At 70.7% G+C, this 20660-nt stretch carries 22 protein-coding genes and 1 tRNA gene; 15 read left to right on the forward strand and 8 right to left on the reverse strand.

The window, feature by feature from the left end:
• Nucleotides 1-52: 52 nt before the first annotated feature.
• Nucleotides 53-811, reverse strand: coding sequence for an SDR family oxidoreductase (locus tag ABGB01_RS04860; RefSeq protein WP_347770699.1), 759 nt, complete (start codon nucleotides 809-811; stop codon nucleotides 53-55).
• Between the two features lie 229 nt (nucleotides 812-1040).
• Here ABGB01_RS04860 and ABGB01_RS04865 point away from each other — a divergent pair, with 229 nt between their 5' ends.
• On the forward strand, nucleotides 1041-1946 hold the full coding sequence (locus ABGB01_RS04865) for an AraC family transcriptional regulator (RefSeq protein ID WP_347770701.1): 906 nt from the start codon (nucleotides 1041-1043) through the stop codon (nucleotides 1944-1946).
• A 106-nt stretch (nucleotides 1947-2052) separates the two neighbouring features.
• Here ABGB01_RS04865 and ABGB01_RS04870 read toward each other — a convergent pair whose 3' ends face one another.
• Entirely contained in the window at nucleotides 2053-3171 is a 1119-nt protein-coding gene (locus ABGB01_RS04870) for a hypothetical protein (protein ID WP_347770703.1), read from the reverse strand.
• Nucleotides 3172-3391: 220 nt separating this feature from the next.
• Nucleotides 3392-3562: a GntR family transcriptional regulator gene (locus ABGB01_RS04875; RefSeq protein ID WP_347770705.1), complete on the reverse strand. Its 171-nt coding sequence runs from the start codon at nucleotides 3560-3562 to the stop codon at nucleotides 3392-3394.
• A gap of 455 nt (nucleotides 3563-4017) precedes the next feature.
• Here ABGB01_RS04875 and ABGB01_RS04880 point away from each other — a divergent pair, with 455 nt between their 5' ends.
• On the forward strand, nucleotides 4018-5202 hold the full coding sequence (locus ABGB01_RS04880) for a cytochrome P450 (protein WP_347770707.1): 1185 nt from the start codon (nucleotides 4018-4020) through the stop codon (nucleotides 5200-5202).
• A gap of 111 nt (nucleotides 5203-5313) precedes the next feature.
• On the opposite strand, the gene ABGB01_RS04885 is transcribed toward ABGB01_RS04880, so the two are convergent.
• A tRNA-Pro gene (locus ABGB01_RS04885) sits at nucleotides 5314-5387 on the reverse strand.
• Between the two features lie 94 nt (nucleotides 5388-5481).
• Between ABGB01_RS04885 and ABGB01_RS04890 the strand changes: the two genes are divergently transcribed.
• The 4 genes from ABGB01_RS04890 (at nucleotide 5482) to ABGB01_RS04905 (ending at nucleotide 7439) form a co-directional block, all read left to right on the forward strand.
• Nucleotides 5482-5907: a hypothetical protein gene (locus tag ABGB01_RS04890; protein WP_347770709.1), complete on the forward strand. Its 426-nt coding sequence runs from the start codon at nucleotides 5482-5484 to the stop codon at nucleotides 5905-5907.
• A 69-nt stretch (nucleotides 5908-5976) separates the two neighbouring features.
• Nucleotides 5977-6522 carry a hypothetical protein gene (locus ABGB01_RS04895; protein ID WP_347770711.1) on the forward strand — a complete coding sequence of 182 codons (546 nt, stop codon included), beginning with the start codon at nucleotides 5977-5979 and terminating at the stop codon, nucleotides 6520-6522.
• 5 nt (nucleotides 6523-6527) lie between these two features.
• Nucleotides 6528-7238 carry a hypothetical protein gene (locus ABGB01_RS04900; protein WP_347770713.1) on the forward strand — a complete coding sequence of 237 codons (711 nt, stop codon included), beginning with the start codon at nucleotides 6528-6530 and terminating at the stop codon, nucleotides 7236-7238.
• A 6-nt stretch (nucleotides 7239-7244) separates the two neighbouring features.
• On the forward strand, nucleotides 7245-7439 hold the full coding sequence (locus tag ABGB01_RS04905; protein ID WP_347770715.1) for a hypothetical protein: 195 nt from the start codon (nucleotides 7245-7247) through the stop codon (nucleotides 7437-7439).
• A 69-nt stretch (nucleotides 7440-7508) separates the two neighbouring features.
• On the opposite strand, the gene ABGB01_RS04910 is transcribed toward ABGB01_RS04905, so the two are convergent.
• A complete protein-coding gene (locus tag ABGB01_RS04910; RefSeq protein ID WP_347770717.1) occupies nucleotides 7509-7922 on the reverse strand; it encodes an ATP-binding protein in 414 nt (137 codons plus the stop codon).
• Nucleotides 7923-7940: 18 nt separating this feature from the next.
• On the reverse strand, nucleotides 7941-8711 hold the full coding sequence (locus ABGB01_RS04915) for a SigB/SigF/SigG family RNA polymerase sigma factor (protein WP_132507965.1): 771 nt from the start codon (nucleotides 8709-8711) through the stop codon (nucleotides 7941-7943).
• A 176-nt stretch (nucleotides 8712-8887) separates the two neighbouring features.
• Between ABGB01_RS04915 and ABGB01_RS04920 the strand changes: the two genes are divergently transcribed.
• The gene (locus ABGB01_RS04920; protein WP_347771248.1) at nucleotides 8888-9244 is read left to right on the forward strand and encodes an STAS domain-containing protein; all 357 of its coding nucleotides are present in this window, start codon (nucleotides 8888-8890) and stop codon (nucleotides 9242-9244) included.
• Nucleotides 9245-9247: 3 nt separating this feature from the next.
• Here the strand turns inward: ABGB01_RS04920 and ABGB01_RS04925 are convergent, their stop codons facing one another.
• Nucleotides 9248-9964 (reverse strand): GAF and ANTAR domain-containing protein, encoded by a 717-nt coding sequence (locus ABGB01_RS04925; protein WP_347621402.1) that lies wholly within the window; start codon nucleotides 9962-9964, stop codon nucleotides 9248-9250.
• Between the two features lie 273 nt (nucleotides 9965-10237).
• Between ABGB01_RS04925 and ABGB01_RS04930 the strand changes: the two genes are divergently transcribed.
• From ABGB01_RS04930 to ABGB01_RS04940, 3 genes are all read left to right on the forward strand, one after another.
• Entirely contained in the window at nucleotides 10238-12073 is a 1836-nt protein-coding gene (locus ABGB01_RS04930; RefSeq protein WP_347770720.1) for a SpoIIE family protein phosphatase, read from the forward strand.
• Between the two features lie 104 nt (nucleotides 12074-12177).
• The gene (locus ABGB01_RS04935) at nucleotides 12178-13281 is read left to right on the forward strand and encodes a glycosyltransferase (protein ID WP_347770722.1); all 1104 of its coding nucleotides are present in this window, start codon (nucleotides 12178-12180) and stop codon (nucleotides 13279-13281) included.
• 130 nt (nucleotides 13282-13411) lie between these two features.
• Complete coding sequence (locus ABGB01_RS04940) at nucleotides 13412-14131, forward strand: glycoside hydrolase family 16 protein (protein ID WP_347770724.1); 720 nt, start codon at nucleotides 13412-13414, stop codon at nucleotides 14129-14131.
• Here ABGB01_RS04940 and ABGB01_RS04945 read toward each other — a convergent pair.
• Nucleotides 14116-15183, reverse strand: a complete 1068-nt coding sequence (locus ABGB01_RS04945; protein ID WP_347770726.1) for a helix-turn-helix domain-containing protein — start codon at nucleotides 15181-15183, stop codon at nucleotides 14116-14118. The two genes, ABGB01_RS04940 and ABGB01_RS04945, sit on opposite strands and share 16 nt — an antisense overlap.
• A 75-nt stretch (nucleotides 15184-15258) precedes the next feature.
• On the opposite strand from ABGB01_RS04945, the gene ABGB01_RS04950 reads away from it, so the two are divergent.
• From ABGB01_RS04950 to ABGB01_RS04970, 5 genes are all read left to right on the forward strand, one after another.
• Nucleotides 15259-16176, forward strand: a complete 918-nt coding sequence (locus ABGB01_RS04950; protein WP_347770728.1) for a proline dehydrogenase family protein — start codon at nucleotides 15259-15261, stop codon at nucleotides 16174-16176.
• On the forward strand, nucleotides 16177-17802 hold the full coding sequence (gene pruA, locus ABGB01_RS04955) for an L-glutamate gamma-semialdehyde dehydrogenase (RefSeq protein WP_347770730.1): 1626 nt from the start codon (nucleotides 16177-16179) through the stop codon (nucleotides 17800-17802).
• Nucleotides 17803-17930: 128 nt separating this feature from the next.
• Nucleotides 17931-18890, forward strand: a complete 960-nt coding sequence (locus tag ABGB01_RS04960; RefSeq protein WP_347770732.1) for a DJ-1/PfpI family protein — start codon at nucleotides 17931-17933, stop codon at nucleotides 18888-18890.
• 2 nt (nucleotides 18891-18892) lie between these two features.
• Nucleotides 18893-19516 carry a DJ-1/PfpI family protein gene (locus tag ABGB01_RS04965; RefSeq protein ID WP_347770734.1) on the forward strand — a complete coding sequence of 208 codons (624 nt, stop codon included), beginning with the start codon at nucleotides 18893-18895 and terminating at the stop codon, nucleotides 19514-19516.
• A gap of 330 nt (nucleotides 19517-19846) precedes the next feature.
• The gene (locus ABGB01_RS04970) at nucleotides 19847-20653 is read left to right on the forward strand and encodes a serine/threonine-protein kinase (RefSeq protein WP_347642898.1); all 807 of its coding nucleotides are present in this window, start codon (nucleotides 19847-19849) and stop codon (nucleotides 20651-20653) included.
• Nucleotides 20654-20660: the final 7 nt, after the last annotated feature.

Consider the following 20660-nt stretch of genomic DNA (forward strand, 5'->3'; position numbering starts at 1 on the left):
CCTGCCCGCGGTGGATCCGGGCGCGGTCGAGGGACCGCTCGGCCGGGGGCGTCTAGAGGTTGAAGCCGCCCGAGATCCCGATGTTCTGAGCGGTGACCCAGCGGCTCTCGTCGGAGACCAGTGCGGCGATCATCGCGCCGATGTCGTCGGGTTCGCCGGCCCGGCCGAACGCGGTTTTCGCGGCGAGGGCCGAGACGACCTCGGGGAACCGGGTGAAGGCGTCGCCGCCGAGCCGGGTGCGGGTCGGACCGGGTGAGACGGCGTTGACGCGGATGCCTCTCGTGGCGAATTCCTTGGCCATGTACCGGGTCAGCACGTCAAGCCCGCCCTTCATCGACGCGTAGGCCGAGTAGCCGGGCTCCAAGCCCGCCGTACCCGACGAACTGCTGCTCGTGTTGACGATGGCCCCGCCGTCCGCCATCAGGGGCAGCAGCCGCTGCGTGAGGAAGTACGGCCCCTTGAGCAGGACCCGCATGAGCCTGTCGAAGGTCTCCTCGGTCGTGTCCTCGATCAACGACATTTCGGCGTGACCGGCGTTGTTCACCAGGTGGTCGAAGGTGTCGCGCTGCCAGGTGTCGCGCAGCACGCCGGCCACCGTGTCGCGGAAGGCCGCGAAGGTGCCGACATCGCCGAGGTCCAGCGGCAGCGCGACGGCCCTGCCGCCCTCCTTCTCGATGGCGGCGGCCGTATCCAGCCCTGCTCGCGCGTTGGTGCCGTAGGTCAGGATGACCCCGGTTCCGCGCTTGGCGATCTCGATGGCGGCGCTCTGTCCGATGCCGGAGCTGGCGCCCGTGATGACGGCGACCTTCATGGTGTGTTCCTCCTGCGTACGTGTCCGTGCCTGAACAACAAGGCGGCGCCATGCGGCGGGGGCGGGGTCTCGGGCGAGCCGATCGGTGCCCGGTCCGTGGCGGTGGTGGAATGAGGTGATTCCATTCAACCGGCTTGACCTGCGAGAACGTTAGAACGATCCTCGCCCGTACTTGCACGATCCTCTCGCGTACGGGAACCATGCCCCGGAATCGTGTTGCAATGGCCACATGCGGCTCGAAGAACTCCGCGATCAGCTGGCCCGGCATGCCCGGCCCGACTGGACCACCGCCATCGACGGTGTCCTCGTCTCGAAGATCGACCGTTCTGACCCGCCGGCGCTCTCGATGTCCGGCACGGTGCTGGCGGTCATCGCCCAGGGCGCCAAGCGCCTCGCGCTGGGCGACCGGATCTTCGAGTACGGCGCCGGACAGTACCTGGTAGCGTCGGTCGACCTGCCGATCACCGGCCAGTTCCTTCAGGCGAACCCCGAGCAGCCGGCGCTGGGCTTCGGGCTCACCCTGGAACCGTCCGCCGTCGCCGAGTTGCTGCTGGCGGCCGGGCCTGGCGACCTTCCCCCCACCGGTGGCGGCGCGTCGCCGGGGATCGCCGTCAGCGACGCTCCGGCCGAGTTGCTCGACGCGGTGGTCCGGCTGCTGCGCCTGCTCGACGAGCCTCGCGACCGGGCCGTGCTGGCCCCGCTGATCAAGCGCGAGATCCTGTGGCGCGTGATCACCGGCGAGCAGGGTGCGACGGTCCGCCAGCTCGGCCTCGCCGACAGCGGTCTGAGCCACATCTCCCGTGCCGTGCGCTGGATCCGCGAGCACTACGCGCAACGCTTCCGGGTCGAGGACGTGGCGAGGCTGTCCGGCATGAGCGTCTCGGCCTTCTACCGCAACTTCCACGCGGTGACCGCGATGAGCCCCATCCAGTTCCAGAAGCAGATCCGGCTGCAGGAGGCCCGGCTGCTGCTCGCCGTCCACCCGAACGACGTCACGGGAGTCTGCCACCGGGTCGGCTATGACAACCCGTCACAGTTCAGCCGGGAATACCGCCGCCAGTTCGGCATGCCCCCCAGCCAGGACGCCGCCCGCCTGCATCACGCCGCGCGTACCCCTGCGAGTGTCCTCCCCTGAGCCGTCTCGGACGGGTGCTCCTCGCGTGTGACCTCGGAAGGGCGCGTCAGATGGGGGCGACGGGCCCGCCTCGCAGGATTCGGCGGAAACTGTGCTTCCGGGCAGATCACACGACACCCGCCAGCAGCAGCCCCGCCAACACGATCAGGGCGACGGCGAGGACGCCGAGCAGGAGCCAGGCGATCGGATGGCCGAGGTTGAGGGTCCACGATGAGGAGCCGAGACGATCGTGCACGAGCAGGGCCGGATCGCGGCGGTTGACGTAGACGGCGCCGGCCAGGAACCAGTGGTGGTCGTCGTCGCGCTGGCCGAGCCCCGAGTCCTCCTGCTCCTCGCCCGGCAGGGCGGGCAGCCGGTGCCCGGCCTGGCCCACCCTGATCTCCCACGTCACCCAGCCGCCCACCAGCACGACGAGGGGGGCATAGACGGTCACCTGCCAGACGATCGTGGGAGGGACGATCTCCCACAGGTGCAGCGCCCCGAGAAGCAGGCTGAGGTTCAGGCAGGCCGCGCTCAGCAGCGACATCACCGCCATGCCGCGCAGGTAGACGCGGTAGCGGCGGGCCGAGCCCTTGGGCCTGGCGGCATCGAGGTCGGGACGGGCGCGCAGCACGACCAGGACCACGGCGACGACGATCAGGATGAGGGCGAGCTGGAAGATCACCGGCTGGAACGCGCTCAGCACGGTCGTGGGCTCACGCCGCGCGGGTTCGGTGGCGTACCCGAACAGCGGTGGCAGCGTGGCCGGCAGGGTGCCGTAACGCGCCCAGCCGATGCCCGCGGTGAGGAGGACGACGGCCAGGGCGGGAAGGGCCCACGGCCACGGCACCCGGACCGGGTCGGTACGGAAGGTGGTGTCCACGGCGACGCCCTGGCGTCGCTCGGCAGCCCACCCTCCGGTGAGCTTGGCGGTGCGGATCATGCGATGGGCGCGGTGGAACACCAGCACGTCCAGGACCGCCAGCACCGACGTGGTGACGCCGATCCCGGCGGCGGACCGCGTGACCAGCAGCACCGGGATCGTGACCACCGCGACGAGCGCGCCCGCCGCCACGGTCAGGCGCGCGTAGGAACGACGCGCGGCGATGACGGCCGGATCGTCCACCCGCTCGGCGCTCACGCGCACTCCGAACGGCAGGGTGGGCCTGGCCAGCGCGGGAAGCACCAGCACCAGGGCCGTGACCAGCGCGATGACGACCAGGCCGGTGCAGAGGATCACGATCATGTGTGCTCCTCGAAACCCAACAGCAGCGCCTCGCACCGGCGCAGCACCTCCTGCCGGGTCATGCCCTGAACGGTGGCCTCCGCCAGCAGCACGCGCACGCGTTCCTCCCAGTCGTCGATGAAGGCCGCCTCGGGCGGTCCGGTCGTGGCGTCCCGCCGTACGACCGCCCCGCTCTTGCGGTTGATCCGGATGACGCCCTCTGTCGCAGGAGGTCGTAGGCCTAGGCCTTGTTCACGGTGTGGAAGTTGATGCCGAAATCGGCGGCCAGTTGCCGCGTGGAAGGTAACGGATCACCTTCGCCCGCCTGCCGTCTGGCGATCCCCTCCACGATCCGGTCCCGGATCTGCTGATAGATCGGGACCTCGCTGTCAAGGTCAAGGGTCAGCTGCACGTCGTGACCGCCTGCGCCGGTTCCTGTCGGCGCACGCCTTCACCGTCTACGTCATCCACCCGGCCGTCCTGGTCGGCCTGGGCTACGCCCTGAGCGGCGTGGAGGCGCCCGCGATCGCGAAGGCCGCGCTGCTCACCGCCATCGGACTGCCGCTGTGCTGGGCGACGGCATACCTGGTGCGCGCCCTGCCGGGAGCCCGGAAGGTGCTCTAGACCGTACGTGTGCCCGAAGGCTGAGTCACGCCCTGGAACGCATGGAACCTGATCCCAGGCAGCCGGCTCGCCTCTCGATCTGGCTTCAGCATCGCCTCGATCAGCATTCGGCGCATGCAGGCTTCTCGCGTCCTGCAGTCCCACCCATCGCAGCACCATGGTGCATGAGCTGATGTTTTTCATGCGTTAAAAAATTGCATTCAATGCTGTTTTATGGCGATGGAGCTCGGAAGGAGCCAGAACATGCCCGAACTGACCCTGCCCACCGTCCGCCAGCGCCCGCTCGACCCGCCCGACGAAGTCACATCACTCCGGCAACAGGGGGCGATACACCGTCTGACGTTCGCCGACGGCCACCAAGGCTGGCTCGTGACCGGCCACACGGCTGCCCGCGCGGTCCTGGCGAGCCCGCACTTCAGCAACCGGCCGGAGGGAGCGCACCCGGTGATCCCGGCCCGGATGGAGCTGGTCAAGGAGTTCCGGGTCCCGCCCGGGTTCTTCCTGCGCATGGACGCCCCCGAGCACACGCGCTTCCGCAAGCTGCTGGCCGGGCACTTCACCGTACGCAGGATGAAGCTGCTCGAACCCAGGATCGAGGAGACCACCAACGCCTGCCTGGACGAGATGGAGGCCGCCGGCGGCACCATGGACCTCGTGCAGGCGTTCGCGCTGCCGATTCCGTCGCTGGTGATCTGTGAGCTGCTCGGGGTGCCGTACGAAGATCGTGCGCAGTTCCAGGAGGACTCCAACGTCCTGGTCAACCTCGAGACCAAGGCCGACGACGCCCGGGCGGCGATGCGGCGGATCTGGGCCTACCTGGGCGCACTCATCCAGCACAAGCGCAAGGAACCGGCCGACGACCTGCTCAGCGGACTCGTCGAGAGCGGAGAGCTGAACGACGAGGAGCTCGCCGGGGTCGGGGTCCTGCTGCTGGCCGCCGGACACGAGACGACCGCCAACATGCTGGGCCTGGGCACCTACGCGCTGCTCACCAACCCCGACCAGCTCGCCGCCATGCGCGACGACCCCTCGGCCGTGGACAACGGCGTCGAGGAACTGTTGCGCCACCTCACGATCATCCACCCCGGCCCGGTACGCACCGCGCTGGAGGACACGGAGATCGAGGGCGTCGCCATCGAGGCGGGCGAGAACGTCGCCATCCATCTGCCCGCCACCAACCGCGACCCCTCCCGCTTCCCCGACGGCGAACGGCTCGACCTCACCCGGCCCGCCGGCGGGCACCTCGCCTTCGGCCACGGCATCCACCAGTGCCTCGGCCAGCAGCTCGCCCGCGCCGAGATGCGCATCGCCTACCCTGCGCTGCTGCGGCGCCTGCCTGGCCTGCGCCTGGCGGTAACACCCGAGGAGGTGCCGATGCGCTCGGACATGAGCATCTATGGAGTGCACCGCCTCCCTGTAACCTGGTAGGTCGTGAAGATCCCCGACTCCGGCGGATCGACGGTGACCGGTGACCGGACCGGGAACGACGAAAGCCCGTCATCTTGGAGAACTCTCCAGATGACGGGCTTTGCCCTACCGTCGGGACGACAGGATTTGAACCTGCGACCCCTTGACCCCCAGTCAAGTGCGCTACCAAGCTGCGCTACGTCCCGGTTGTGTCGGCCGCCCCCTGCGGGGCGGGACGTCATAACCTTAGCGCACATCGAAGGTGCACGCGTACACGGAGAGCGGGAGCGGAGGGGGCCGGTGGGGCGTAAGCCGACCATTGATCGGGATGAGCTGGCCAGGCTGGTCGCCGAGGGGAGGAGCGTGCAGGAGCTGGCCGCTCACTTCGGTGTCAGCACGTCCGGGGTGTTGCAGGCCAAGCGGGCCGCCGGGCTGGCCAAGCCGATGCTCGACCACCGCGCCGCCGTCCCGTGGAAGCTGGCCCGCGCGCACGTCCAGTCAGGGCCCGCCACCAATCTGCGTAATCTGTCGGCGGCCGCTCAGGGGAAGCCGCCGGCGTCCGACCGGCTGAACACGGCGCTGCGCTGGGCGCAGCGGCTGGTGGACGAAGGGCTGGACGTGCGGTACGACGCCGATGCGGGATTCAGCGAGGTCCCCGCTTCACCAGCGGGCTCACATGTCGCAACGGTGCTGGCCGCGGCGCGAAGGGCGCTCGAAGCCAACTGAGGGCAAAAGTTTCGGCACGGCTCTACCGGGAAGTCGCTGGTCTCGACAAAGAGACCGGAGGCGAACATCATGACCACCTACATCTGGGTGGCCGTCGTCGTCATCGCGGTGGTGGCGCTCGCCGCAGTTGCCTACGTCGTGCAGCAGCAGAAGCGCCGTAATCATCTCCGTGAGCGTTTCGGCCCCGAGTACGAGCGCATAGTCGCAGACCATGACAACCGCCGCGACGCCGAGCAGGAGCTGCTCGACCGCGAGCAGCGGCATTCCGAGCTCGACATCCGTCCCCTGCCGCAGGAGTCGCGAGAGACGTACGCCAACCGGTGGACCGAGGTGCAGGAGCGCTTCGTGGACGCGCCGGGCTTCGCGGTGACCGAGGCGGACCAGCTGGTCACCGCGGTCATGGCGGAGCGGGGTTATCCGACGGAGGACTTCGAGCAGCGGCTGTCCGACCTGTCGGTGGGGCATGGGGAGACCCTCGATCACTACAGGGCGGCTCACGAGATCAGCGGGCGGGCGGCCAAGAAGCAGGCCTCCACGGAGGAGCTCCGGCAGGCCATGGTCCACTACCGCGCGCTGTTCGAGGAGCTGCTGCACGAGACCACGCGAGGACGGTGAGGGTGATGAGGAACAGCCACGATGAGCTGAAGGTGCCGTCGCAACGCGCTGACGGGGTCCGCGGCGACGACCGTGACGACGACCGTGACGACGACCGGGCGGTCGCGGACCGCAGGCCCGGCGAGGAGGCCGGAGGGCCGGTCGCCGGCCGTCCCGAGAGCACGGGGCGCTCCGACGGCCGCCCCGAAGGGCTGGAGCGCTCCGCCGACGCGTACGACTCCGCCGTTCCCGGCGCTGCCCCTTCGGCCGAGCCGGGTGACGACGCCGCCCACCGGGACCCGTACGCGAGGACCGGCGGCGACATGCCGGCCGGGCCCGGCCCGGTCGACGTCCAGGCCGCGCCCGAGGAGGTCCCGGCGCACGCGGCTCCCCAGGACGTCGTCCTGTTCGACCAGGACCCCACTCAGGTGCAGGCGCGCTGGCGCGATCTGCAGGCGTCGTTCGTGGACGACCCCGGCGAGGCCGTACGGCGCGCCGACGGTCTGCTCGGCGAGGTGGTGGAGTCGTTCACCAGCAGCCTCACGAGCCGCACGGACGCCCTGCGGGACGGCTGGAAGGACACCGGTGCGCAGGACACCGAGCATCTGCGGCTGGCGCTGCGCGACTACCGGAACGTCCTGGAGCGCCTGCTCGCCCTGACCGGTGCCCCCGGCCAGGGCACCGGTCAGGCGCCCGGACAGACGCACGACCAGGGCCACAGCCACGGGATGAGGTGATCTGACATGCTCGCGATAGTCGCGGCGATCGTCTTCGGGCTGGGCTTACTGCTCGACCTGCTGGGCGTGAACATTCCCGGAGGAGTCTCCGGTATGACGTTCGTCCTGCTGGGGCTGACCCTGCTGGCTCTGCACCAGGCGGGCATCGGCACGGCGAGCGTACGCAGCTCCGGCAGCTGGCGTGGCCGCGCCAGGCGCTGATGGCGCGCGGTCCGCGCGCCGCCCGGGTGATGTGGCGGCGCGCGGTGTCGCGCGTCGCCCTTCCCCGGGTCACCCCTTGCCGGGGAAGCGCATGACGACGCTGCTGCCGGTTTCTCCGGCGTGCACGGTCAGCTCCGCGGAGAGCAGGCGGGCCACCCAGAGCCCCATGCCGCCCACGGCCCCCGGCAGGGGTCCGGGTTTCCAGGTGCCCTTGTCGTGAACCTCGACGACCAGGTCGCCGCCGGCCGCCCAGGTGCGCAGGAGGGCCTGATCGCCGCCGTGGGTGACGGCGTTGGTGGCGATCTCGTTGATCGCGATGACGAAGTCGGCGACGGCGTCCTCCGCCATGCCGGCCTCGCGGGCCTCCTCTTCGGCGAACTGCCGGACCTGGGGCAGGTCCGGCAGCCGGAAGCGTAGTCGTTTCACGGGCGCGCCGGGGGGCGGGCCCGTGTGGCCCGGCTGGGGCTCCACGTCCTCGTTCACCCGGCGACCGTCCCCTGTTCAGCCGACGAGTTCGGCGCGTAGTTGATCGAGTACTTTGCGCAGGATGCGTGACACGTGCATCTGCGAGATCCCGAACTCGGCGGCGATCTCGGCCTGCGTCATGTTGCCGAAGAAGCGCAGCAGCAGGATGTGCTTCTCCCGGGAGGGCAGGGCGTCGATGAGCGGCTTGACGGCCTCCCTGTCGACCATGGTGCTCAGCGTGTCGTCGTCCTCGGGGATGACGTCGCCGAGCGAGGCCGCGTCGTCGTCGGTGCCGAGCGGGGCGTCGAGCGACAGGGTGCTGTAGGCGGCGGAGGCGTCGAGCGTGAGCAGGACGTCCTCTTCGGTGATGTTCATCTTGGCCGCCAGTTCGGCGACGGTGGGCGACCTGCCGAGGTCCTGGCTGAGATCGGCGACGAGCCTGTTGAGCTCGGAGCGGCGTTCCTGGTAGAGGCGCGGCACCCGGATGGCCCAGGTGCGGTCGCGGAAGTGCCGTTTGACCTCACCGGTCATGGTCACGACCGCGTAACCCCTGAACGCGTGCCCGAGGCTGGGGTCGAAGCCGTTGACGGCTTTCATCAGACCAACATATGCGGCTTGGAGAAGGTCCTCCAGTGGTTCGCCCCGGTAGCGGTATCGCCTGGCGATCTCCATGGCGAGCGGACGGTGCATTTCGACGATGCGCTCGCGCAGCCGCTCGCGGTGGCTGCTGGAGGTGCTTTCCCTGACCATCTCGGCCAGGAGCTCTTCCGCGCTCATCTCCTCGAGGATGTACTCCTGCACAGCCATGGCTGCTCCTCGTATGGCTCGCAGGCGGCCTCCACCCAAGCGAAAAAGCCCAGGCAGAGGCACGCCTCGCTCAACTCTCGAGACGGAAGCCCTCTGCTGGACCTCGCGAGAAGTGTCCCCCGTGCCGCCAGAAGTATTCCTCTCTGGCGTGGTGACAGTAGGGTTGCTCCGTGACAATGCCGGAAAACGGCGACGGGCCCGCGGCGGCTCTGAGCCTGACGTCATCGACCGTCGATTCGGTCACCGTGGTGCGGGTCGATGGCGTGCTCGACGCCACGACGCGCGAGCAGTTCGCCGACTACCTGTCGTTGGCGGGCACCGACCTGATCCTCGATCTGGCCGGAGTGACGTTCATGGACTCGCGCGCGCTCGGCCTGATCGTGCACCACTGGCAGACGAGTCTGGCCTCGAGCGCGAAGTTCGCGCTGATCGGGGTCGAATACTCCAAGTCGAAGGTGATGTGGATCACAGGGCTGGCCCAGCGCCTGCCGATCTACGACACGCTCGACGACGCCCTGGCCGCCATCGGGTGAGGCTCAGCCCTTCGACTTGCGCTGGTGCTCCTCGACCAGGAGCCTGGCCAGGTCGGCCACCTTGACCTGGTGGTGCTGGGAGATCCTGCGCAGTTCCTCGAAGGCGGCCTCGGCCGTGCATCCGCTGGTCTGCATGATGATGCCCTTGGCCTGGTCGATCACCGACCGGCCGGCGAGGGCCTCCTGCAGCTGGGCGGCGTCCGTACGCACCTCGTCGAATTCCGAGAGGTTGGCCATGGCCACCCCGAGTTGCTCGGTGAGCATGTCGGAGAGCGAGTGGGCGCCCTGCGGCGAGAACGCGCCGGGGCGCACCGAGTAGAGGCCGACGACCAGCACGGCGGGCGCCACGTCGATGGGGACGGCCAGCACCGAGCGCACGCCCCAGCGGGTGGCCAGCGCGTCGTAGCGCGGCCAGCGGGTCTCGGTGAGCACGTCGGCGACGGTGGCCCGCCCGCCGCTCTGCCTGGCCTCGGTGGACGGCCCCTCCCCCAGCTCGTGCTCGCCTTCGACCAGCATGATGAGCTCGCTGTGCGAGCCGGAGACCAGGACCCGGTGGTCGCGCCAGTGCTCGGCGGAGGCTCCGGAGCAGCCGGGCACTCCTGCGGTCAGCGCGGTCGTCAGGCCGCGCAGCACGCTCTCTGTCGAGGTGTCCTCACCGAGGCGGCCCAATGCCGCCAGGTCACGAGCGAGTCCGGGGGTGAGCATCGCGGTGGATTCCATCAGAGCCTCCTGAGGGGACCGTCGCCTTCAGGCGATGGGGGAATCGGAAGCGGGAGGGCCGCCAAGGCCCGGGCGTTCGGTGACAGAACCCCAGACACCGTCGCCTCCTGCGGATAGGATGGTGCTTGTGCTTTCGGGCATCGGTCAGGGCTTGGCCGTCGTCTCCCGCGCAAGCGGGGCGAGAAGCCGCTTCCTTCAGGGAGCGGAGGAGTCACAGCAACAAGCCTCTACCCCTTATGGCTAGCATTATCCCGCGTGGCGTAGCGTCAGACCATGACCACGCCGGACTTCGAACACGCGCTGGACGCGCTGGCCGGGCGCGTCTCATCGCTGCGTGCGGCGAGGGCCGCCTATCCCTCGGACCTCGCGCCCACGCTGGACGCGGCGCTCGCGGAGCTCGACACCGCCACCGAGCTGCTGGCCGAGGCCAGGGAGCAGTTGCGCAAGTCCCCGAAGCGGGGAGGGGCGAAGAAGGACGGCGGCGCGCAGCGCGAGCTGAAGTTGCTGCGCCAGGTGTTCAGGGCCTTCCCCGTGCCCGTCATCGTGCTCGACGGCGGCGGCGTGGTGCGGCGGATCAACCCGGAGACCTCACGGATGCTGGGCAGCCCCGACGGCTACCTGGTGGGCCGGTCGTTCCCGCTGCTGGTGGACGTGTCGCGGCGGGCGGCGTTCCGGTCGCACCTGACGTCGGCGCTGCAGACCGGGCAGCCGTCGGCGTTCGAGACCCGGCTGGCGCACCAGGGGCGCACGCACACCGTGCAGCTGGCGATGATCAGGCTGACCATGCCGGGCGAGCCGCAGCAGATGGTGGCGGCGATCGCGCTGCCGATCGAGGTGCAGTTGCCCGAGCCGGGCGCGCGCAGGCCCGAGCAGTCCGACGGAGCGCTGCTGCTGGCGGCGGCCAAGCGGCAGGACCTGCTGGTCAAGATGGCCACGTTGCTGCTCGACGAGGAGGCGCTGCGGCGTCCGGTCGCGCTGCCGCGGGCGACGCGGCTGCTGGCGGCCGAGTGGGCCGACTGGGTGATCGCCGACGTGGTGCGCGACGGGGTGCCGCATCGTTCGGCCGTGATGGCGCCGAAGGACCAGCCTCTCGGTGAGCTCGTCCGCCAGGTGGAGTCCGCCGACCCGGCGACCAGCCAGGTGGTGCTGCAGGTTCTCGACCGGGGCTCCGGCGTGGTGCACGAGATGGTCGAGGACGAGACGTTGCTCGGTTTCTGCGCCGACGGACCGGTGCTGACGGCGATGGGCGCGAGCTCGCTGCTGAGCGTCCCGATCGGGGGCGCCGACGGCGTGCTGACGCTCGTACGCACGCACGACAGGCAGCCGTTCGCGCTGGCCGACCTGGCCGTCATGCAGGAGGTGGGGCTGCAGCTGGGCCTGGCGGTGCGCGCGCAGAGCAGTTTCCAGAGCCGCGCGCGGGCGGCCGACGCGCTGTCGGCGAGCGTCGCGCCGCGCAACCTGCCCGACATCCCCGGCTACGAGGCGGCGGCCGTCTACCACCCGGGGTCGTCGGTGGGCGCGGAGTTCTACGACGTGTTCCCGGTCGCCGGCGGGTGGGGGTTCGCGTTCGGCGGCGCGGCGGGCAAGGGCGAGGAGGCCGCGTCGGTCACCGCTATGGTGCGGGGCGGCCTGCGGGTGCTGAGCGTCTGGGAGTCCGACCCCGACCTGGTGATGCGGAAGGTCAACGAGGCCCTGGTCGCCCAGGGTTCCGGCCTGTTCGTGATGGCCGTGGCGGGGTTCGTGCAGGGCCGTACGATCCGGCTGTCGTCGGCGGGGCACCATCCGGCGGCGCGGGTGCGCAACGACGGCACCGTGCGCTTCGTCGCGGGCGGCGGGGTGCCGCTGGGCATCGCGGCCGAGGCGGAGACGCAGGTCGAGACGCTGACGGTCCCCCCTGGCGAGACGCTGGTGCTCTATTCGGAGGGCCTGGTCTCCTCCAGGAACGCCGGGGGCGAGCCGTACGGCGACGAGCGGCTGGCCGACGTGCTCGGCCGGTGCGCGGGCCAGTCGCCGTCCACCGTGGTCAAGGCGGTGGAGGCGGACCGGCACGCGTTCTCGGAGGGCCAGGTGTGGGATGAAATCGTGGTGTTCGCGCTCCGAGGTGTCTGATCTGTAGGGGTTTGCGTTTGCGCCGAACCTGGGTATGGTCGATGCAGAACGACGTGCCTAAGACGCAGGCACACCTTTGAAGCTTTTCCACGCTGGGGTGTGCCATGAATATCGCGATCGTCGCTTCGTCCAACGGAAACCAGCGCCACCGCATCATGTCGGTCGCACGTGAGCTGGGGCGCGAACACCACGTCACGATCTACTCCCGCCGTGACGACGCCGAGGGCAAGCCCAGGACGCGGGTGGCCCCGGGAGTCACCCTGGAGCACATCGACGTGGGCCCTGCCTGTGATCTTTCCGCTGACGACGTCGTTCCCTACCTCAACGACGTCGGCGCCCACCTGAAGAAGCGCTGGCGCCAGGACAGGCCCGACATCATCCATGCCCACTCGTGGACCAGCGGCCTGGCCGCCGTGGCGGGCGCCAAGGGGCTTGACGTGCCGGTCACGCAGACGTTCCACACGGTCGACATCGCCCACCAGAAGCTGGAGCGGGCGCTGGGCCGCCGGGCCAACGCGGTCATCGCCGGCTCGGGTGACGAGGAGTCGGCGCTGATCCGGCTCGGGGTCCCCCGCCACAACATCGCCATCGTCCCCTACGGGATCGACACCGAACGTTTCCAGCGTCGCGGCGCGGTCGCCACGAAGGGCTCGCGCAAGCGGCTCCTGCACGTCGGCCCTCTCTCGACCGAACGCGGCGCGCACACCATCGTGCGGGCGCTGCAGGGTCTCGGCGACGTGGAGCTGGTCATCGCCGGCGGCCCCGACCCCGAGGAGCTGGAGAACGACCAGGACGCGCAGCGCCTGCGGGACCTGGCCGAGCAGCTCGGCGTGGCCGACCGGGTCACGCTCCTCGGTCAGGTGAAGCGGACCTCCGTACCGAAGCTGATGCGCAGCGCGGACGCCGTGGTGTCGGTGCCGCGGGAGGCCGTCACGGGGATCGTCGCCCTGGAGGCGATGGCCTGTGGCGTGCCGGTGATCGCCTCGGCCGTCGGCGCCCACCTGGACTCCATCGTCGACGGCGTCACCGGCCTGCTGGTGCCGCCCGACCAGCCGGCGCGCACCGCGCGCCTGGCACGCGAGCTGCTGTGGGACCCGACGTTGCGGACCGCGCTCGGCTACGCGGGGGCCGACCGGGCGCGCTCGCGCTACTCCTGGGAGCGGGTCAGCCAGGAGCTGGTACGCGTCTACGAGGCGGCCTGCGCCTGACACACCCCCATCACTCCGGCAGGCGGCGCAAGCCGCCTGCCGGCACCATGTCGGGAGCGTTGTGTGACGAAACTGACTGATGTGACGGATGGGGTGTTATCAGAGCGAAATCTTTGCTTCGATGGAGCGCATGTCCCAACGCAGTCCGATCTTGGCGGCCGCGGCGCTCGCATGCGTCGCCGCCCTCCCCCAGACCGCGCAGGCACAGACGACGCGCTGGGGCGACCCGGTCCTCGTGGAGAACTTCAACGGCTCGTCGATCAACACCAAGAAGTGGATGATCTACCACTCCCCCCAGGCCGAGCGGAACCCCCGCACCGGCAAGGCCGCGTCCATCTCGAACGGCGTGCTGCGCCTCAAGGGCGGCAGGTACGGCGGCAAGGACCTGTCGGGCGGCGTGGCCACCCGGCTCGCGCAGGAGTACGGCCGGTGGGAGGTCAGGTTCAAGGCCGAGGCGGGCGCCGGGTACACGCCGGTGGCGCTGCTGTGGCCGACGCGGCAGGGTGAGGGCGACGGCTACGCCGAGGTCGACTTCGCCGAGATCGTCGACCCGAAGCGGCAGGGCGGCGGCATCTTCGTGCACGACGGGCACAGCCGGGCGCGCAAGACGCTGAAGGCCGACTTCACCAAGTGGCACACGGTGGCGGTCGACTGGCTGCCGGGCAGGCTGACGGTCTGGCTGGACGGCGAGAAGTACTGGGACTACCGCGGCGCGCACGTGCCCAACGGCCGCCGCATGGGCCTGGCGCTGCAGAACGACGTGGTGTGCGAGCCCCGCTGCCGCGACTCCTCCACGCCCCGCACCGTGTCGATGTACGTCGACTGGGTGAAGGTCTACCGGGCGTCCTGACCGCTCAGCCTGGCGGCCTTGAGACCGAGGTGCACGGCCAGGCGGTCGTCGCCGTCCGACAGATCCCTGTGGGTGAGGCGCTCGGCCTTGCCCAGTCGGTAGTAGAGCGTCTGGCGGTGGATGCCGAGCTCGGCGGCGGTCTTCTGGGCGTGGCCGCCGCGGTCGAGATAGGCCTCCACCGTGTGGGCCAGCTCCCCGTCGAGGGCCGCGGTCTCGGCCGCCAGCTCGCGCAGGTCGGACGGGCCGAGCCGGGCCAGCAGGCGGTGCACGCCGAGGTCCTCCCACCGGGCGACCGGCGCGTGGCGGGGGAAGTGCTCGGCGATGCGCAGGGCGTGGCGGGCCTCGCGCCAGCTCAGCCAGGCCTCGCCCGGGTCGTTCCGTGGTCCGCCGACGCCGGCCGCGGTGCCGTACGCGCTCTGGAGGGTCTGCGCGACCTCGCCCGCGAGGTGCGCGGGGGCGAGGAGGGCGACGGGTGAGCCGGCGCGGGCGAGCACGCCGCGCGGCAACGTCCAGAGGGCGGCCACGCGCTCGTGCGACTCGCGTACGGCGACGGCCGCGACCGGCCCGGGAACCTCGATGGCGGCCTCGGCGCGCTCCTCGGGATCGGGCGAGAACAGGCCGAGCAGCCCGCGCCCGACGTCCTGCCGGCTCCTGGCCTCCTGGGCGAGCACGGCGGCCGCCCTGGCGACGAGCGGCGCGACGGCGTGCAGGGTCGCGTCGCCCAGCTCGCCCGAGTCGAGCAGCCACAGGTAGCCGTAGGTGACGCCGCGGTGGCGCAGCGGCCAGCAGACCCTCGCCAGGACCTGCAGCTCGGCGTCCGCGGGGATCCGGACCGGGCCATCGGCCCCGGCGATGCCGTAGCGCTCGAAGTAGTCGCGCACCTCGCCCGTCGCGCGCCTGCGCAGGATGGACTCCTGGCGGACCGTGTCGATGGCGCCGTGCTGCGCGCCGTAGGCCAGCAGCCGGAACGAGCGGTCCTCCAGCGTCGCCGACGCCCCCAGCCGGGCGGCGATCTCGTCGACGATCTCTTGCAGGTCTGCCGATTTGTGCATGTGTATGACAGCCTGCCACATCCGGCGTTACGCGCGTCGATGGCCCCCGCTGAGCTGGGTTTTTAGACTGAACGCATGCTCCGTCAACTGCTGCTCACCGCCTCCAGGAGCGGTGCCGTCCGCCGCGCCGTGTCGGGCTTCCCGCTCACCAGGAGAGTGGTCGGGAGGTTCGTCGCCGGAGAGGGTGTCGAGGAGGCTCGCGACACGGTCGAACGGCTGCGCGACACCGGGCTCGCCGTGACCGTCGACCATCTCGGCGAGGAGACGCGCGACGCGCGGGCCGCGGCCGCCACCACGGACGCCTACCTCACCCTGCTCCGCGCGATCAGGCCGCTGGAGCTCGGCGCGAGGGGCGAGGTGTCGGTGAAGTTGTCGGCACTCGGGCAGCGGTTCGACGAGACCATGGCGCTGGAGCACGCCCGCGAGATCTGCGCCGCCGCCGCGGTCACCGGCTCGGCCGTCACGCTCGACATGGAGGACCACACCACCGTCGACTCCACCCTGGCCGTCCTGCGCAAGCTGCGCGAGGACCATCCGTCGACGGGCGTGGCGATCCAGGCCTACCTGTTCCGCAGCGAGCAGGACTGCCGCGACCTGTCCTCGGAGGGTTCCCGGGTGCGCCTGGTCAAGGGCGCCTACCGCGAGCCCGCCTCGGTCGCCCACCAGGGCCGGACCGCCGTGGACAAAGCGTACGTACGATGCCTGCGCATCCTCATGGCGGGGAAGGGTTACCCCATGGTGGCGACGCACGACGATCGCATGATCGCGATCACGGAGCTGCTCGCCGACCGGTTCGGGCGGACGATCGGCGACCACGAGTTCCAGATGCTCTACGGAATCAGGACAGACCTGCAGGAGGCCCTGGCGGGGGCCGGCCACACGGTCCGCGTGTACGTGCCCTACGGCGACGACTGGTACGGCTACTTCATGCGCCGTCTCGCGGAGCGCCCGGCCAACGTCGCCTTCTTCCTTCGTGCCCTTGGGGGTAAGTAAATGGATGCCATCAGCAACGTCCCCGTCCCCGCCAACGAGCGGGTGTACGGCTACGCGCCCGGCAGCGCCGAGCGGACCACGCTGGAGGACCGCATCAAGGAGCTGGCCGGGTCGCAGATCGACCTGACCATGACCATCGGAGGCGAGCAGCGCCTCGGCGGCGGCGCTCCCATCGACGTGGTGCAGCCGCACAACCACGCCCACGTCCTGGGCCGTACCAACGACGCTACGGCTCAGGACGTGCAGGACGCCGTCGACAGCGCGCTGCGGGCGGCGCCCGCCTGGCAGGCGCTGCCGTTCGACGAGCGGGCCGCGATCTTCCTGAAGGCCGCCGACCTGCTGGCGGGGCCGTGGCGGGCCACGATCAACGGGGCGACCATCCTGGGCCAGTCGAAGTCGGTGCACCAGGCGGAGATCGACGCCGCCTGCGAGCTGATCGACTTCCTGCGGTTCAACGTGTCCTACGCGCGGCAGCTCTACGCCCAGCAGCCGAACTCGTCGCCCGGCGTGTGGAACAGGATGGAGTACCGCCCGCTCGAAGGGTTCGTGCTGGCGATCACGCCGTTCAACTTCACCGCCATCGCCGGGAACCTGCCGACGTCGGCGGCCCTGATGGGCAACGTCGTCGTCTGGAAGCCGTCGCCCACCCAGCAGCTCGCGGCGCACTACACGATGCGGCTGCTGGAGGCCGCGGGGCTCCCGCCCGGCGTCATCAACCTCGTCACCGGCAACGGCCAGGCCGTCTCGGAGGTGGCGCTCGCCCACCCTGCGCTGGCGGGCATCCACTTCACCGGCTCGACCGGCACGTTCCAGCACCTGTGGCGCACGATCGGGGCCAACATCGCTTCCTACCACGGCTATCCGCGCATCGTCGGCGAGACCGGCGGCAAGGACTTCGTGCTCGCCCACCCGTCGGCCGACCCCGACGTGGTCTCGACGGCGCTGATCAGGGGCGCGTTCGAATACCAGGGGCAGAAATGCTCGGCCGCCTCGCGGGCGTACGTGCCGCGCTCGGTCTGGAACCGCATGCGCGACGACTTCGTCTCCGTGACCGAGTCGCTGAGCGTGGGCGACGTGGCGAGCGACCTGTCGACGTTCATGGGCGCGGTCATCGACGGGCGGGCCTTCGCCAAGCACAAGGAGGCCATCGACCGGGCCAGGGCGTCCTCGACCATCGACGTGCTGACCGGCTCGTACGACGACTCCGTCGGCTATTTCGTGAAGCCGACCATCATGGAGTGCGCCGACCCGGCGGACGAGATCTTCGTCAAGGAGTACTTCGGGCCGATTCTCGGCGTGCACGTCTACGACGACGGCGACTTCGACGCGGTGCTCGACCAGATGGAGGGCATCGCCCCGTACGCGCTGACCGGGGCGGTCATCGCCCAGGACCGCTACGCCATCAAGGCGGCCAGCGACCGGCTGCGCTTCGCGGCGGGCAACTTCTACGTCAACGACAAGCCGACGGGCTCCGTCGTCGGCCAGCAGCCGTTCGGCGGCGCGCGCGCCTCGGGCACCAACGACAAGGCGGGCTCGATCTTCAACCTGATCCGCTGGGCGAACGTCCGCACGATCAAGGAGACCTTCGTCCCGCCGACCGACCACCGCTATCCGCACATGGGCTGATCGTCCTCCGAACGCCCCCGGCCACCGCGTGTGCCGGGGGCGTTCGTCGTGCGGGGGGCCGGACGGATGGCGTGATCTGCAATGGATGTGTCGTTGACGCCACCGTGCCGCGCGACCAGCATGAAAGCATGCAGCGACGCATCCTGGTGGTCGTCTTTCCGGGCTTCCAACTGCTCGACATGGCCGGGCCCGCCGACGTGTTCGCGACGGCGGCCCTGATCGCGCGCGGCGGCTACCGGGTCGAGGTGGCGGCCGTGGGCGGTGGCTCCGTGCCGGCGGGAAACGGCGTCACCGTCATGGCCGCGCCGCTCGGCGAGGTCGAGGGGCCGGTCGACACGCTGCTGGTGGCGGGCGGGTGGTCCGTGCCGCAGCAGATCGCGGACGGCGAACTGGTCGCGCAGGTCGCCCGGCTGGCCGGCTCCGCCCGGCGGGTCGCCTCCGTCTGCAACGGCGCGTTCGTGCTGGCCGAGGCCGGGCTGCTGGACCAGCGGCGGGCCACCACGCACTGGCTGGCCGCGGACGAGCTCGCGGCCCGCTACGCGTGCGTCGAGGTGGACCCCGATCCGCTCTACATCGAGGACGGCCACGTCTGGACGTCCGCGGGCGTCCTGTCCGGCGTGGACCTCGCGCTGGCGCTGGTGGCCAGGGACCACGGCCACGAGCTGGCCCGCGACGTCGCCCGCGGGCTCGTGGTCTACCTGCACCGGCCGGGCGGGCAGAGCCAGTTCAGCACGCCGATGCGGGCCATGACGCCGCGCAGCGAGCCGATCAGGGAACTGCAGGCCCACATCGACGCCAACCCCGCGGCCGACCTCAGCGTGGCCGCGCTCGCCGCGCTCGCCGGCATGAGCGAGCGCCACTTCTCCCGCGTCTTCACCGAGCAGACGGGCCTGTCACCCGGCCGGTACGTCGAGCGCAGCCGAGCCGACGCCGCCAGGCGGCTCCTGGAGGTCACCGGTCACCCGCTGGCCACGGTGGCGAGGGAGTCAGGGCTCGGGACGCCGGAGACGCTCTACCGCGTCTTCCGCCGCCACTGGCGGATCTCACCCGGCGACCACCGTCGCCGGTTCCAGTCGAAGGAGAGTTGACCATGCAGGTGGCCATCCCGCTCTATCCCCGTTTCACCGCACTGGACGCGGTCGGGCCGTACACCGTGATGGCCTTCGCGCCGGGCTGGACGGTCACGTTCGTCGCGGAGGAGCCCGGCCCCGTCACCGACGACCAGGGCACGCTCACGCTGGCCGCCACGGCCTCCTACGCCGACATGCCCAGGCCCGACGTGATCGTCGTCCCTGGCGGCCTCGGCACCCTGGACGTCATGGGCGACACCGCGCTGACCGGCTGGATCCGGCAGGCGCACGAGCACACCATGTGGACGACCTCGGTGTGCAGCGGCTCGCTCCTCCTGGGCGCGGCGGGGCTGCTGGAGGGGCTGAAGGCGACCACGCACTGGGCCCTGCTCGACTTCCTCAAGCAGGTCGGCGCCCAGCCGGTCAGCGAGCGTGTGGTCACGGAAGGCAAGATCGTGACCGCGGCCGGGGTGTCCGCGGGCATCGACATGGCGCTGACGCTGCTGGCGCAGGCCACGGACGAGGCGACCGCGCAGAGCGTGCAGCTGGTGATCGAGTATGATCCGCAGCCGCCCTTCACGAGCGGCTCGCCGAAGACGGCGCCCGAGGGCGTGGCCGAGCGCGCGCTCCGCCTTCTCGCCTGACCGGCGCGCGGGCGCCGCCGTCCCGCCTTGGGGACGGCGGCGCCCGAGTGCGAGCCCGGGTCGTGCGCCCTCCACGTGCGCACGTGTCAGGCACTCTCCTCGCCCGCGCCCAGCGGGAGCAGCGCTCTACCCGACCGCCGTCCTGTGGGGCCTGGTGGGCGCCGCCTGCGTATGCCTGGCAGCGGTCGGGGTGGTGTGGCGCGCTGTGTCGGAGCGAATTTCTAGGCCGTTGACCAGCACACCCGCACATTCCGACATATCCAGATCACGTTAGGCACCCTAAGGCCTGTGTTGAGGTGACATGATTATCCCCGAGCTTGAGGGGATGGTATGCGGGAGATCGGCGGACGGTACCTCCTGAACGAGGAGGCCGGTCGTGGGGGTATGGGCGTCGTCTGGCGCGCGTTCGATCAGCTCCTCCACCGTACGGTGGCGCTTAAGGAGTTGACCTTGGCCGGCGAGGCCGAGATGGTGCGCCGCCGGGTGCTGCGTGAGGCCAGGATGGCTGCCGGGCTGACGCACCCCAACATCGTCACGGTGCACGACCTGATCGAGGAGGGCGGCAAGCTCTGGATCGTGATGGAATATCTCGACGGGCTCTCGTTGCACCAGTTGCTCTCCCAGGTGGGCACACTGCCCGCGCAGTCGGTGGCGGCCATCGGCCAGCACCTGCTCGCCGCGCTGCGCACCGCCCACCAGGCCGGCGTGCTGCACCGCGACGTGAAGCCGGCCAACGTCATGCTGACCGGTGACCGGGTGGTGCTGACCGACTTCGGCATAGCGACCGCCGAGGGCGACATCCGCATGACGACGTCGCGGCGTCTGCGCGGCACGCCCGCCTTCATGGCGCCCGAGCGGCTGCACGGCGGGCCGGCCAGCAAGGAGGCCGACATGTGGTCCTTCGGCGCCACCCTCTACAGCGCCGTCGAGGGCCAGCCTCCCTATCCGGGTCAGGACGCGGCGACCGTGCTCGGCATGGCCCGCAGCGGGCCCTATCCGCCGCCGCGGCGGGCGGGCGTGATGCGCCCGCTGATCGAAGGGCTGCTCCACCATGACCCCGTGCGCCGCTACACCCTGGAGCAGACGGCGGGTTTATTGGCGGGCATGCGCGCCAGCGCCTACCAAGCAGCCATCTGACACCCCC

The sequence above is a fragment of the Nonomuraea sp. B5E05 genome (assembly GCF_039880665.1).
GTDB lineage: Bacteria > Actinomycetota > Actinomycetes > Streptosporangiales > Streptosporangiaceae > Nonomuraea.

Excerpts from the sequence above, each read along its gene's own strand:
- ABGB01_RS04860 (WP_347770699.1), bottom strand. The coding sequence starts at position 811 with ATGAAGGTCGCCGTCATCACGGGCGCCAGCTCCGGCATCGGACAGAGC.
- ABGB01_RS04865 (WP_347770701.1), top strand. The coding sequence starts at position 1,041 with ATGCGGCTCGAAGAACTCCGCGATCAGCTGGCCCGGCATGCCCGGCCC.
- ABGB01_RS04870 (WP_347770703.1), bottom strand. The coding sequence starts at position 3,171 with ATGATCGTGATCCTCTGCACCGGCCTGGTCGTCATCGCGCTGGTCACG.
- ABGB01_RS04880 (WP_347770707.1), top strand. The coding sequence starts at position 4,018 with ATGCCCGAACTGACCCTGCCCACCGTCCGCCAGCGCCCGCTCGACCCG.
- ABGB01_RS04895 (WP_347770711.1), top strand. The coding sequence starts at position 5,977 with ATGACCACCTACATCTGGGTGGCCGTCGTCGTCATCGCGGTGGTGGCG.
- ABGB01_RS04900 (WP_347770713.1), top strand. The coding sequence starts at position 6,528 with ATGAGGAACAGCCACGATGAGCTGAAGGTGCCGTCGCAACGCGCTGAC.
- ABGB01_RS04905 (WP_347770715.1), top strand. The coding sequence starts at position 7,245 with ATGCTCGCGATAGTCGCGGCGATCGTCTTCGGGCTGGGCTTACTGCTC.
- ABGB01_RS04915 (WP_132507965.1), bottom strand. The coding sequence starts at position 8,711 with ATGGCTGTGCAGGAGTACATCCTCGAGGAGATGAGCGCGGAAGAGCTC.
- ABGB01_RS04920 (WP_347771248.1), top strand. The coding sequence starts at position 8,888 with ATGCCGGAAAACGGCGACGGGCCCGCGGCGGCTCTGAGCCTGACGTCA.
- ABGB01_RS04925 (WP_347621402.1), bottom strand. The coding sequence starts at position 9,964 with ATGGAATCCACCGCGATGCTCACCCCCGGACTCGCTCGTGACCTGGCG.
- ABGB01_RS04930 (WP_347770720.1), top strand. The coding sequence starts at position 10,238 with ATGACCACGCCGGACTTCGAACACGCGCTGGACGCGCTGGCCGGGCGC.
- ABGB01_RS04935 (WP_347770722.1), top strand. The coding sequence starts at position 12,178 with ATGAATATCGCGATCGTCGCTTCGTCCAACGGAAACCAGCGCCACCGC.
- ABGB01_RS04940 (WP_347770724.1), top strand. The coding sequence starts at position 13,412 with ATGTCCCAACGCAGTCCGATCTTGGCGGCCGCGGCGCTCGCATGCGTC.
- ABGB01_RS04945 (WP_347770726.1), bottom strand. The coding sequence starts at position 15,183 with ATGCACAAATCGGCAGACCTGCAAGAGATCGTCGACGAGATCGCCGCC.
- ABGB01_RS04950 (WP_347770728.1), top strand. The coding sequence starts at position 15,259 with ATGCTCCGTCAACTGCTGCTCACCGCCTCCAGGAGCGGTGCCGTCCGC.
- pruA (WP_347770730.1), top strand. The coding sequence starts at position 16,177 with ATGGATGCCATCAGCAACGTCCCCGTCCCCGCCAACGAGCGGGTGTAC.
- ABGB01_RS04960 (WP_347770732.1), top strand. The coding sequence starts at position 17,931 with ATGCAGCGACGCATCCTGGTGGTCGTCTTTCCGGGCTTCCAACTGCTC.
- ABGB01_RS04965 (WP_347770734.1), top strand. The coding sequence starts at position 18,893 with ATGCAGGTGGCCATCCCGCTCTATCCCCGTTTCACCGCACTGGACGCG.
- ABGB01_RS04970 (WP_347642898.1), top strand. The coding sequence starts at position 19,847 with ATGCGGGAGATCGGCGGACGGTACCTCCTGAACGAGGAGGCCGGTCGT.